11 protein-coding genes are annotated in these 12,756 nt (G+C 73.4%); 8 read left to right on the forward strand and 3 right to left on the reverse strand.

Features of this window, described 5'->3' with window-relative positions; translation table 11 throughout:
* Positions 1–127: 127 nt before the first annotated feature.
* From ACPWUT_RS00765 to ACPWUT_RS00775, 3 genes are read right to left on the reverse strand one after another with little or no spacing between them, the layout of a single operon-like run.
* A complete protein-coding gene (locus ACPWUT_RS00765; RefSeq protein WP_284528575.1) occupies positions 128–676 on the reverse strand; it encodes an ECF transporter S component in 549 nt (182 codons plus the stop codon).
* Positions 677–713: 37 nt separating this feature from the next.
* Complete coding sequence (locus tag ACPWUT_RS00770; RefSeq protein ID WP_425839593.1) at positions 714–1,694, reverse strand: pirin family protein; 981 nt, start codon at positions 1,692–1,694, stop codon at positions 714–716.
* Positions 1,691–2,038 (reverse strand): GNAT family N-acetyltransferase, encoded by a 348-nt coding sequence (locus ACPWUT_RS00775; protein WP_425839596.1) that lies wholly within the window; start codon positions 2,036–2,038, stop codon positions 1,691–1,693. The genes ACPWUT_RS00770 and ACPWUT_RS00775 overlap by 4 nt, the downstream gene beginning before the upstream one ends.
* A gap of 201 nt (positions 2,039–2,239) precedes the next feature.
* On the opposite strand from ACPWUT_RS00775, the gene ACPWUT_RS00780 reads away from it, so the two are divergent.
* The 8 genes from ACPWUT_RS00780 (at position 2,240) to ACPWUT_RS00815 (ending at position 12,743) form a co-directional block, all read left to right on the forward strand.
* Positions 2,240–4,477, forward strand: coding sequence for a carbon starvation CstA family protein (locus tag ACPWUT_RS00780; RefSeq protein WP_425839599.1), 2,238 nt, complete (start codon positions 2,240–2,242; stop codon positions 4,475–4,477).
* A gap of 2 nt (positions 4,478–4,479) precedes the next feature.
* Positions 4,480–4,785 carry a YbdD/YjiX family protein gene (locus ACPWUT_RS00785; RefSeq protein ID WP_342395262.1) on the forward strand — a complete coding sequence of 102 codons (306 nt, stop codon included), beginning with the start codon at positions 4,480–4,482 and terminating at the stop codon, positions 4,783–4,785.
* A 151-nt stretch (positions 4,786–4,936) separates the two neighbouring features.
* A complete protein-coding gene (locus tag ACPWUT_RS00790; protein ID WP_284528579.1) occupies positions 4,937–6,127 on the forward strand; it encodes a sensor histidine kinase in 1,191 nt (396 codons plus the stop codon).
* Between the two features lie 53 nt (positions 6,128–6,180).
* Entirely contained in the window at positions 6,181–6,930 is a 750-nt protein-coding gene (locus ACPWUT_RS00795) for a LytR/AlgR family response regulator transcription factor (protein WP_425839604.1), read from the forward strand.
* A complete protein-coding gene (locus ACPWUT_RS00800; RefSeq protein WP_284528581.1) occupies positions 6,927–7,313 on the forward strand; it encodes a heavy metal transporter in 387 nt (128 codons plus the stop codon). The genes ACPWUT_RS00795 and ACPWUT_RS00800 overlap by 4 nt, the downstream gene beginning before the upstream one ends.
* Positions 7,310–8,767: a cation acetate symporter gene (locus ACPWUT_RS00805; protein WP_425839609.1), complete on the forward strand. Its 1,458-nt coding sequence runs from the start codon at positions 7,310–7,312 to the stop codon at positions 8,765–8,767. Before ACPWUT_RS00800 ends, ACPWUT_RS00805 begins: the two co-directional genes overlap by 4 nt.
* Before the next feature lie 149 nt (positions 8,768–8,916).
* Entirely contained in the window at positions 8,917–10,110 is a 1,194-nt protein-coding gene (locus tag ACPWUT_RS00810) for a glycoside hydrolase family 3 N-terminal domain-containing protein (RefSeq protein WP_425839612.1), read from the forward strand.
* 110 nt (positions 10,111–10,220) lie between these two features.
* Positions 10,221–12,743 carry a DEAD/DEAH box helicase gene (locus tag ACPWUT_RS00815; protein WP_425839615.1) on the forward strand — a complete coding sequence of 841 codons (2,523 nt, stop codon included), beginning with the start codon at positions 10,221–10,223 and terminating at the stop codon, positions 12,741–12,743.
* Positions 12,744–12,756: the final 13 nt, after the last annotated feature.

Below are 12,756 nucleotides of genomic sequence, written 5' to 3' on the forward strand. Positions count from 1 at the left end.
GCCCACCCTAACCTCACCTCTCCTGGGCCGGTCGCCAAGACCGCGGGGCGCGCGCGGGAGCCTGGGCGGGGAGCCTGGGCAACGGGAGCCGGGGCCGCGGGGCGTGAGCGGAGCGGCGGGGATGCGGTCAGGCGTGGGCGCGGGCCACGCCGGCGCGGCGCAGGCCCCGGCCGACCGCGAGGCCGCCGGCGGTCCACACGACCGGCGACACCACCGACAGCGCCAGGTAGGCGATCTGCGCCCACGGCTCGAGCTTGCCGAGGTCGGCGGCGAAGAAGACGACGACGGCGATGATGACGCCGATGATCGCGGCCGAGATGAAGAAGCGCCACGGCCCCCAGGCGCGGTAGCGGGTGGCGGCGGCGACGGCCTCCTGGATCGCTCCGAACAGTAGCGCCGTGCCGAGGAACCGCCCGATCCACATCGGGGCGAAGGCGCTCGCGACGAGGGCGGCGAGCACGTGCGTGATGAGCGCGACGAGCGGCAGGCGCAGCACCTCCTGCGCGATGATCCCCGGCAGCACGTGGGCACCCAGCAGCATCCCGTAGAGGAAGGGTGCGGTGGCGAGCACGACGAGGCTCAGCGAGCCGGCGATGCCGCCGACGATGCCCGTCGCGACGCCGATCGCCGCGCAGACGAGCAGCACGCGCGTCGACAGGAGCGGGGTTCGGGCCACCTCTCCAGCGTAGTCGCGCGAGAGAAGGGGCCGACCCTCAGCGGCCGGGGGAATCCGGCCGGCGGCGCCGGGTGAGGCGCACGCCCGGCAGCGGCGGTGCGGGGATGCGCTCCTCGCCGTGTCCGACGACGTGCCCGAAGCGGTCGGTGCCCGCCTCCCACGCGTCGCGCGCCGCCACGATCTCCTCGTGCGTGCGGCCGACGAAGTTCCACCACATGACGATGTCGTCCTCGAACGGCTCGCCGCCGAGGAGGAACACGGTGGCGTCCTGCGTCGCGGTCACCTCGACGCCGTCGCGCTGCACGCCGAGGTAGAGCAGCCCCAGGTCGGGCACGGCGACGGGATCCGGGGCGTGCACGGTCGGAGCTCCCGAGATGCCGACGACGGCGTACTCCCACTCCGGGTTCAGCGGCAGCCGGGTGCGCACCCCCGCCGGGATGACCACCTCGGCCCCGACGATCGGCGTGTACATGCGGGCGGGCGAGGTCGCGCCGGCGAACTCCCCCACCACCACGTGCGCTGTGGCGCCGCCGTCGAGCGCGACGACCGGCAGGTCTCCGATGCGCTCGAAGTCGCGCTCGCCGTGGCGGCGCGACTCGGGCAGGGCGACCCACAGCTGCAGGGCGTCGAGGGGCACCGCGTCCTCGCCGACGGAGTACTCCGAGTGCGAGATGCCCGCGCCGCTGGTCATGATGTTCAGCACGCCGCGCTTCACGACCACGTCGCTGCCGATCGCGTCGCGGTGACGCACCTCGCCCACGAACGGCCACGTCACGGTCTGCAGGCCGATGTGCGGGTGCGGCTCGACGCGCATCCGCGCGGTCTGCGGACCGAACCGGTCCAGGAAGCACCACGCGCCGACCATCGGCAGCGCGCGCTGCGGCAGGCTCCGGTGCACCGACATGCCCCGGACGCCGCCCAGGGGCACCTCGCGCGCCTCCAGCAGGAGCGCACGCGGGCCGTCGCAGGCGACGGGTGCCTCCCGCGCGGGCTCGTGGGGCGCGTCGAGCCGGGTCATGCGTCCGCGGCGTCGATCTCGTCGCTGCCGGCCGCGTCGGCGGTGGGGCGCCACCGCACCTGCAGGCCGTCGACGTCGTGGGACTGCAGGTACTTCACGACGAACGGGCACACCGGCACGACGGTCTCCCCGCGCGCCGCCACGTCGGCGAGCGCCCGGCCGACCAGGACCGAGCCGAGGCCGCGACCGCTGAAGGCGGGGTCGATCTCGGTGTGAGGGAAGACGAGGCGGCCCTGGTCGTCCCCGCGGAACAGCGTGAACCCCGCGACGGTGTCGCCCTGACGGATCTCGTAGCGCCCCTTCGCGTCGTTGCGCTCGACCGTGATCCCGACGTCATCGCTCATGGCATCCCTCTCCTCGCTTCCCCCAACGTACGGCGTGGCCGGGGTGTTCCGCGAGCCTCCGCGGCCCGGCGCGGGGCGGGTGCCCGCCGTTCGTCGCGGCATCCGCGCCGCTCGTCGCACGTCGGCCCGCGGACGCGCCGCCCCCGGCGGGCCGGTTCCTACCCTGAAGCGCACGCAATGACGCGCCCACGAGGAGATCCGATGACTGCACCTTCCCCGACCCTGCCCCCGGTGGCCGTCTCCGACGACGACCACGCCTCACACGCCCGCTGGACCCCCCTGAAGATCGCGATCTGGGTCGCGATCGCCCTCCTGGGCGGTGTCGCCTGGGTCATGCTCGCGCTCGTGCGCGGCGAGACCGTGAACGCGATCTGGTTCGTGTTCGCCGCCGTCTGCACCTATCTGATCGGCTACCGCTTCTACTCGAAGGTCATCGAGCGCTACATCACGCGTCCCGACGACCGCCGCGCCACGCCCGCCGAGGTGCGCTCGGACGGCAAGGACTACGTCCCCACCGACCGCCGCGTGCTCTACGGGCACCACTTCGCCGCCATCGCCGGCGCCGGCCCGCTCGTCGGACCCGTGCTCGCCGCGCAGATGGGATACCTGCCCGGCACGATCTGGATCATCGTCGGCGTCGTGCTCGCCGGCGCCGTGCAGGACTACACCGTGCTGTTCTTCTCCATGCGCCGCGGCGGCCGCACGATCGGCCAGATGGCGCGGCAGGAGCTCGGCAGGATCGGCGGCACCGCCGCGATCATCGCGTCGCTGCTCATCATGCTGATCATCGTCGCGATCCTGGCCCTGGTCGTCGTCAACGCCCTCGGCGAGAGCCCGTGGGGCGTCTTCTCGGTCGCCATGACCATCCCCATCGCGCTGTTCATGGGCGTGTACCTGCGCTACCTGCGCCCCGGCAAGGTCACCGAGGTCTCGCTCATCGGCTTCGTCCTCCTGATGTTCGCCATCGTCGGCGGCGGATGGGTCGCCGGCACCGAGTGGGGACAGGCGATCTTCCACCTCGACCGCACCACGATCGCCGTCGGCATCATCATCTACGGCTTCGTCGCCGCGGTGCTCCCCGTCTGGCTGCTGCTGGCCCCCCGCGACTACCTGTCGACGTTCATGAAGATCGGCGTGATCGTCATGCTGGCCGGCGCGATCGTGCTGGTCCGTCCCGAGATCTCCGTCCCGGCGGTCACGATCTTCGGCGAGAACGGGCTCGGCCCCGTCTTCGCCGGTCCGCTCTTCCCGTTCCTGTTCGTCACCATCGCCTGCGGTGCGCTGTCGGGCTTCCACGCGCTGATCGCCTCGGGCACGACGCCCAAGCTCGTCGAGAAGGAGCGCCAGACGCGCTTCATCGGCTACGGCGGCATGCTCATGGAGTCCTTCGTCGCGATCATGGCGCTCGTTGCCGCGATCTCGATCGACCAGGGCATCTACTTCGCCATGAACGCACCGGCCGCCCTCACCGGCGGCACGGTGGAGGGCGCGGTCGCGTTCGTGAACTCGCTCGGGCTCACCGGGTCGCCGCTCACCGCCGACATGCTCACCGGCACCGCCGCCGCCGTGGGCGAGGAGTCGATCGTCTCCCGCACCGGCGGCGCGCCGACGCTGGCCCTCGGCCTCGCGCACATCATGCAGCAGGCCCTCGGCGGGCAGGCGCTCATGGCGTTCTGGTACCACTTCGCCATCATGTTCGAGGCGCTGTTCATCCTCACCGCCGTCGACGCCGGCACCCGTGTCGCCCGCTTCATGCTGCAGGACTCCATCGGCGCCTGGTTCCCCAGGTTCCGCGACGTCTCGTGGCGTCCCGGCGTGTGGATCTGCACCGCGATCATGGTCGCCGGCTGGGGGACGATCCTCATCCTCGGCGTCACCGACCCGCTGGGCGGCATCAACACGTTCTTCCCGCTGTTCGGCATCGCCAACCAGCTGCTGGCGGCCATCGCGCTCGCCGTGGTCATGGCGATCGTCGCCAAGCGCGGCCGGAGCTACGTGAAGTGGCTGTGGATCGTCGCCCTGCCGCTGGCCTTCACGGCGGTCGTCACCGTCACGGCGTCGCTCTACAAGATCTTCTCGCCGGTCCCGGCGATCGGGTACTGGGCGAACCACTTCAAGTACCGTGCGGCCCTCGACTCCGGCGACGACAGCCTCGGCACCCCCGAGGTGATCGGCGCGGTCATCCGCAACACCGCGGTGCAGGGAACGCTCTCGATCATCTTCGTGACGCTCGCCGTCGTGGTGATCGTGACGGCCGTCGTCGTGACGGTGCGGGCCATCCGCGCCGGCGGCGGTGAGGAGACCGAGGACGAGGCGGTGCCCTCGCGGCGCTTCGCACCGGCCGGGTTCCTCCCGACGGCCGCCGAGCGCGCCCTCGAGAAGGAGTGGGAGCCGATCCTCGCCGACGAGCGCCGCGAGACCGCTCGCCGAGGGCACTGACGATGCGCGCTGTGCACAACTCCGGAAGAGTCGACGTCGCAGAGGCGGAGACGACGGATTCCGGCCGTCCGGGGCCCGATCTTCCGGAGTTGTGCCGGCGCGCCGTCGGTGCCGTCGCCCACGCCGCGGCCCGCGCGGCCCGCGGCGTGCGCTGGTACATGTCCGGGCTCATGGGCGACGGGGCGTACGACGTGTACCTCGCTCACCAGCGGCGCACGCATCCGGAGGCCGAGCCCCTCACCGAACGCCAGTTCTGGCGACAGAAGATGGACGATCAGGACCGCAACCCCGGGGCCAGGTGCTGCTGACGTCCCCTGGTCGCCTACCCCGGTCGTCGAGCGAGCGCAGCGAGACGAGACGCCCGCCCCGTGCAGCCACCGCCGGTTCGTCTCGGGCGCTGCGCGCCCCCGCTCGACGACCGTCCCCCGCCGACGGGTCCCCCCTCCGTAGGCTGAGCGCATGACCGATGCCGCCGTCCTCGCCGCTGTGCTCGGCGTGGTCGGCGGCGTCGCGCTGACCGTCCTCCTGCTGCTCGCGCGCCGACTGGCCAAGGGCACCGCCGACCTCGGCAGCGATGCCGACCAGGCGGCGTTCCGGGCGCTCCACCAGGCCAGCCTGGCCGCACCTCACCTGCGCGGCGGTCTCGACGGGCCCGACGTCGCTCCTGCCGCCCGGCACCTCCGGGCGCTCCTGGGCAGCACGGCGGTCGCCCTCGTGGGGGCGGAGGGCGTCGTCGCGATCGACGGGCAGGCGGACGCGGCGGAGCTGACGGGGGCCGCCGCACGCGTCGCCGAGCGGGTGCGCGCCACGGGCCGCCGCCAGGTCGTCCCCCGGGGCGAGGGAGCGCACGCGCTCGAGGCGGTCGGCGCGCCGATCGTCGTCGACGGGATGGTCGCCGGCGTGGTCGTCGCCTTCGCCTCCCCGGTGCGCGCCGCGCTCGTCCGGGCCGCCGGAGAGGTGGCGCAGTGGTGCGCCGCGCAGCTGGAGGCGGGCGAGCTCGACGCCTCCCGCACGGCGCTCGCCGAGGCCGAGCTCCGATCGCTGCGCGCCCAGATCTCGCCCCACTTCATCTACAACGCGCTCACCGCGATCGCCTCGTTCATCCACACCGATCCGCCGCGCGCCCGCGAGCTGGTGCTCGAGTTCGCCGACTTCACCCGGTACTCCTTCCGGCGCCAGGGCGAGTTCACCACCCTCGCCGAGGAGCTGCGCAGCATCCACTCCTACCTCGAGCTGGAGCGCGCCCGCTTCGGCGACCGCCTGCAGGTGACGCTGCGGATCGCGCCCGAGACGCTGGCCACCGTCATCCCCTTCCTGTCGGTGCAGCCGATCGTCGAGAACGCGGTGCGCCACGGCCTCGAGCCCGGCGAGGGCGGGGGGACCATCCGCATCGAGGCGCGCGACGACGCGACGCACACCGAGATCACCGTCGACGACGACGGCGTGGGGATGGATCCCGAGGCGTTGCGCGACCTGCTGTCGACGGCGGCCGACGGCGCCCACGTCGGCATCCGCAACGTCGACACGCGGCTGCGGCAGCTGTACGGACCCGACGGAGGCCTGGTCGTGGAGACCGGCACCGGCGCCGGTACCCTGGTGAGGATGCGGGTCCCGAAGTCGCAGCCCCACCACGAGCTCGACGGCGGCTGACCCCACCGGCCGATTCACCCCGAAACGACCCCGGACGGCGGAAAGGTGATCCCGTGATCGACGTGCTCGTCGCCGACGACGAGCGTCCCGCGCTCGACGAGCTCGTGCACCTCCTGCGCGCCGACGGCCGGATCGGCGAGATCCTGACCGCCGGCTCGGGAGCCGACGCGCTGCGGCAGCTGTCGGAGCGGGCGGTCGCCGTCGCCTTCATCGACATCCACATGCCCGGACTCACCGGCCTCGAACTCGCCCCCGCGCTGGCGGCCCTGGCCGACCCTCCCGCGATCGTGTTCGTCACCGCCGACGACGCCCGCGCCGTCGACGCGTTCGACCTGCGCGCCGCCGACTACCTCCTGAAGCCGGTCCGCGGAGAGCGGCTGCGCCGGGCCGTCGACCGCGTGGTCGAGCTCGCGGCCGCGACGCCCGCCGAGACGGAGGCCGACGAGGTGCTGCCCGTGACCGTCGGCCAGTCCGTGCGCTTCGTGCGCCGCAGCGACGTGCGGTGGGTGCAGGCGCAGGGGGACTACTCGCGCCTGCACGGCGACGGGCGCGACGACGGAGCCGGACACCTCGTGCGCATCCCGATCTCGGAGCTGGAGCAGCGCTGGGCGTCCGCCGGGTTCGTGCGGGTGCACCGGTCCTACCTCGTGCTGGCAGCGGCGGTCACCGAGGCGCGGCTGAGCGGCGCCGAGCCGTCGGTCTCGGTGGGTCCGGTGGCGCTGCCGGTGAGCCGGCGGCTCCTCCCCGCCGTGCGCGACGCCCTCGTCGGAGACGCGCGCGCCCGCGACGGCGGTCCGCGGTGAGCGACGGCGCGCCGCGGCGGGTGCGGGTCACCGCCGACGCGCGGCGGCTGCCGGCGTCCCGCTCCCAGCCGGTCCGCTCGGCCGTCGCGGCGTCGGCCGACGGGACGGACGACGCCGATGCCGTGTACAGCCGCGCCTTGCGCCGCACGCAGCTGCGCCTCGCGCTCGGGACCGTCGCCGGCTTCGTCGTGGTCGCCGTCGCGCTGACGATCGCGATCGCCGGCATCCCCGAGCTCGATCGCCACGACCTGGGCGGCGTGCCGCTGTCGTGGCTGCTGCACGCGTTCGCCTTCTATCCCGTGATCTTCGTCTTCGCCGTGCTCTACGCCCGCGGCGCTGCGCGCAACGAGCAGCGCTACCGGATGCTGCGGGACCGCGGATGAACGCCGTCCTCGACCTCGTCGCGGTCGCGCTCGTGGTGCTCGCCACCGTCCTCATCGGCGCCTACGGGCTGCGCGCATCCCGCACGACGAGCGACTTCTTCGTCGCCTCGCGGACGGTGCGCCCGGTGTGGAACGCGTCGGCCATCAGCGGCGAGTACCTGTCGGCCGGGACGTTCCTCGGCCTGTCCGGACTCGTCCTCCTCGGCGGCGCGCGCGGCTTCTGGTTCCCCATCGGCTACGCCGCCGGGTACCTGCTCGTGCTGGTGTTCGTGGCCGCACCGCTGCGACGCAGCGGCGCGTACACGATCCCGGACTTCATCGAGGCGCGGCTGCAGTCGCGCACCGCCCGGCGGGTCACGAGCGTCGTCGTGCTCGTCATCGGATGGCTCTACATCGTGCCGCAGCTGCACGGGGCGGGGATCACCCTCGTGGTCGTGGCGGGCCTGCCGAGCTGGATCGGGGCGGTGCTCGTCGCCGTGCTGGTGGGCGGCGCGGTCGCGGCCGGCGGCATGCGCGCGATCACCTTCGTGCAGGCGTTCCAGTACTGGCTGAAGCTCACCGCGCTCCTCGTGCCCGTGGTCCTCATCGCCTTCGCGACCGCCGGCGGTCCGCACGAGATCGATCCGTCGGTGGTGTTCCCGCCCGCCGCGGGCCCGCGCGGCATCGACGCCTACGAGACGGCGTCGCTCCTGCTCGCGCTCCTGCTCGGGACCATGGGCCTGCCGCACGTGCTCGCCCGGTTCTACACCAGCCCCGACGGCGTCTCGGCGCGGCGCACGACGGTGCTCGTGGTCGCGATGGTCAGCGTCTTCTACGCCGTCTCGAGCGCGCTGGGGCTGCTGGCGCGGGTGCTCGCCCCCGACCTCGCGCAGCCGGGCGTCGCCGACACCGTCGCGCTGGTGCTCCCCTCCCGGGTGTTCCCCGGGCTCGTCGGAGAGCTCCTGACGGCACTCGTGGTGGCCGGCGCCTTCGCCGCGTTCCTCGCGACCTCGGCAGGGCTCGTCGTGTCACTGGCCGGGGTGATCAGCCAGGACGTCTTCTCCGGGTCCGTCCGCTCGTTCCGGCTGTCGGCGGCGCTGTGCGCCCTCGTGCCGCTGGCCGTCGCCCTGCTCACCGCACCGGGAGGGCTGGTGACGAGCGTCGGCGTCGTCTTCGTGTTCGCGGCGTCGAGCCTGTCGCCGATGCTGCTGCTGGGCGTGTGGTGGCGGGGGCTGACCGCGCGCGGCGCGGTCGCGGGCGTCGTCACCGGAGCGGTCTCGTGCGCCCTCGCCCTGCTCGTCCACACCGCCGTGGGCGGAGTGGGCGCGGCGGCGCCGTTCCTGGCGCAGCCCGCCGCCTGGACGATCCCGCTGGCCACCGCGGTCACCGTCGTGGTCTCGCTCCTGGACCGCCACGGCCCGCCGACCCGCGCCGATCGCTTCCTGGCCCGGCTCCACAGCCCCGAGCGCGTCTGACGGCGGCGGTCGGCCGCGGGGCGCGTGCGAAAAGCAGGGGGAATCGGGTCGATCGGCGGCCAGCCCCGCCCGGGATGTCGATCCGCCCTGCTTTTCGCACGGGTCCGACCGGAGACGTCTGAGAGGATCGTGGGGAGGGAGATGATCCGATGAGACGTGCGGTCGGCGCCGTCGCCCTCGTGCTCGGCCTGCTGCTGAGCGCGTGCGCGGCAGTCCCGTCGGCGACCCCGGACGCGGTCGCCCCGGCCCGCCCCTCGGCCTCCGCTGCTCCGCAGCCGCTGTTCACCCGGACGCCCACCCCGTCGCCGACCCCGGCGGATCCGCTGGAGGACCTCAGCCTCGAGCAGCGCGTCGGCCAGCTCTTCATGGTCGGGACGCCCGTCGAGCGCGCCTCGAAGACCACGCTCCGCGCCGTGCGGGACCGCCACGTCGGCAATGTGTTCCTGCACGGCAGGTCGAAGGGCGGGGCGTCCGAGGTGGCCGCGGTCGTCCGGCGCTTCACCGACCTCGTCGGACCCGACACCACCGCGGGCCTCCCGCTGTGGGTCGCCACCGACCAGGAGGGCGGCCAGGTGCAGGTGCTGCGCGGGCGGGGGTTCTCCGACATGCCGTTCGCGATCCGGCAGGCGGATGCCGACGACCGCGCGCTCGAGAAGCAGGCGCACCGCTGGGGTGCGCAGCTGCGTCGCGCCGGCGTCACGATGAACCTCGCGCCGGTGGCCGACATCGTGACGAGCCGGAAGACGCGGTTCGACAACGCCCCGATCGGCGCGTACGGACGGCAGTACGGGTACGACGCTCGCACGGTCGACGAGAAGGCCGGCGCCTTCGCCCGGGGGATGCGCGCCGCAGGCGTCCTGCCGACGTTCAAGCACTTCCCGGGCCTCGGCCGGGTGACCGACAACACCGACACGACCCGGCACGTGACCGACACCGTCGTGCGCGCGGGCTCGCCGGACGTGCGGGTGTACCGCGAGCTCACCTCCGCCGGCCCGTCGGTCGTCATGGTCAGCAGCGCGGTCTACGAGCGCATCGACCCGTCGCGTCCGGCGATGTTCTCGAAGACGGTCATCGAGGACGTCCTCCGCGGCGACGTGGGCTTCGACGGGGTCGTGATGACCGACGACGTCTCCGCCGCGCAGGCGGTCGCGGGCATCCCGCCCGGTCGCCGCGCCGTCGCGGCGATCTCGGCGGGGGTGGATCTCGTGCTGGTCTCCGCCGATCCGGCCGTGCTCCCCGCGATGTACGACGCGGTCCTGAAGCGGGCGAAGACGGATCCGGCGTTCGCCGCCCGCGTGGACGAGTCCGCGCGCCGCATCGCGCAGGCCAAGTCCGGGGACTGACCCGCGGGAGGGCCCGAACCGGCCGGATCCACCCGCGCGGCCGCGCCTTCCGAGGAGTCGTGCAGCGGGCCCGCGTCCGCCGCCGGCCGGATGTCGGGCAGACTCGGGGGATGGGTGATGCGGCGCGGCTGATGGACGCCATCCCGGCGCAGGCGTCGCCGGATGCCGTCTACGACGCGTTCGTCGGCTGGACGACGGGGCGCGGGCTGTCGCTGTACCCGGCCCAGGACGAGGCGATCATCGAGCTCGTGTCGGGGGCGAACGTGATCCTCGCCACCCCGACGGGCACCGGCAAATCGCTCGTGGCGGTCGCCGCGCACGCCGCCTCCCTCGCCGCGGGCGGCCGCTCGTACTACACGGCGCCGATCAAGGCCCTGGTGAGCGAGAAGTTCTTCGCGCTCGTCGAGATCTTCGGAGCCGACAAGGTGGGCATGGTCACCGGCGACTCCGCCGTCAATCCCGACGCGCCGATCGTGTGCTGCACGGCGGAGATCCTCGCCAACATCGCGCTGCGCCTGGGCGCCGACGCCCCGGTCGACCAGGTCGTGATGGACGAGTTCCACTACTACGGCGACCCCGATCGCGGGTGGGCGTGGCAGGTGCCGCTGCTCATGCTCCCGCGCGCGCAGTTCCTCCTCATGTCGGCGACGCTCGGCGACGTGACCCCCATCGCCGACGACCTCCGCCGCCGCACCGGCCGGGAGACCGCGCTCGTCACCGGCGTCGAGCGCCCGGTGCCGCTGCACTTCTCGTACGAGCGGCGGCCCGTCCACGACGTGCTCGAGGGCCTCATGGAATCCGGCGAGGCGCCGGTCTACATCGTCCACTTCTCGCAGGCCGCCGCCCTGGAGCGGGCCCAGGCGCTGACGAGCGCGCAGATCACGACGCGCGCGCAGCGGGATGCGATCGCCGCCGAGATCGGGGCGTTCCGCTTCACGACGGGCTTCGGCAAGACGCTCTCCCGCCTCGTGCGGGCCGGCGTCGGCGTGCACCACGCGGGGATGCTGCCGCGGTACCGCCGGCTGGTCGAGACGCTCGCGCAGAAGGGCCTGCTGCGGGTGATCTGCGGCACCGACACGCTCGGGGTCGGCATCAACGTGCCGATCCGCACCGTGGTCATCACGGCGTTGTCGAAGTACGACGGCACGAGGATGCGGCAGCTCACCGCGCGCGAGTTCCACCAGGTCGCCGGACGCGCGGGGCGTGCCGGCTACGACCCGTACGGCAACGTCGTCGGGATGGCCCCCGACTGGGAGATCGAGAACGCCGTCGCCCTCGCCAAGGCGGGCGACGACGCCGCCAAGCGCAAGAAGATCGTCCGAAAGAAGGCGCCCACCGGTGTCGTCAACTGGGGCGAGGGCTCCTTCGAGCGACTCGTCGCCGCGCCGCCCGAGCCGCTCGAGCCGCACCTGCAGCTGTCGGCGGCCATGCTCATCAACGTCATCGGGCGCGGGGGAGACGTCTTCGGCAACGTCCGCGCCCTGGTCTTCGACAACCACCAGACCCGCGCCCGCCAGTACGAGCTCGCCCGCCGGGCGATCGCGATCTTCCGCACGCTCGTGGTCGCGGGCGTCGTGGTCGCGGATGCCGACGGGATCCGCCTGACCGTCGACCTGCAGCCCAACTTCGCGCTCAACCAGCCGCTGTCGCCGTTCGCGCTGGCCGCCATCGATCTGCTCGACCCTGCCGCCGGCTCGGGGACCGGGGACGCCGACGGCGGGATCGGCACCGGCCACTACGCCCTCGACGTCGTCAGCGTCATCGAGGCGACGCTCGACGACCCCCGCGCGATCCTCGGCCAGCAGGAGTTCCGCGCGCGGGGCGAGGCGGTCGCCGCCATGAAGCGGGAGGGCATCGAGTACGAGGAGCGCATGGCGCTGCTCGAGCAGATCACCTGGCCGAAGCCGCTCGCCGAGCTGCTCGACCAGGCGTTCGAGACCTTCGCCTCGAGCCAGCCCTGGGTCCGGGACTTCGCGCTGAGCCCCAAATCGGTGGTCCGCGACATGTTCGAGCGGGCCATGTCGTTCGCGGAATACGTCTCGTTCTACCAGCTCGGTCGCAGCGAGGGGCTCGTGCTGCGCTACCTCAGCGACGCCTACCGCGCCATCCGTCAGACCGTTCCCGCCGACGCGCGCACCGACGAGCTGCTCGACATCATCGAGTGGCTCGGCGAGCTCGTCCGGCAGGTCGACTCGAGCCTCGTCGACGAGTGGGCGAGCCTGGTGAACCCCGCTGCCCAGCCCGACGCACCGGTCGTGCCGCCCGCGCCGCCGTCGGTGCTCACCAATCGCCGCGCCTTCACCGTGCTCGTGCGCAACGAGCTGTTCCGGCGGGTGCAGCTCGCCGCCCTCCAGGACGACGACGCCCTCACCGAGCTCGATCCCGGCGTCGACTGGCCGGCTGCGCTGGACCGCTACTACGACGAGCACGACGCGATCCTCACCGGCGGCCCCGCGCGGTCGCCGCGGCTGCTGTCGATCGAGGAGGAGCCCGACCTCTGGCGCGTCGAGCAGACCATCGACGACCCCGAGGGCCACCACGACTGGCGCATCCGGGCCGAGGTGGATCTGGCGGCCTCGGTCGAGGAGGGCGCCGCCGTGGTGCGGGTCACCGAGGTCCTGCGGCTGGGCTGAGGCCGCGGGCACC

Origin of the sequence: Microbacterium sp. PA5 (genome assembly GCF_049860775.1) — a bacterium.
In the GTDB taxonomy this organism is placed as follows: Bacteria; Actinomycetota; Actinomycetes; order Actinomycetales; family Microbacteriaceae; genus Microbacterium.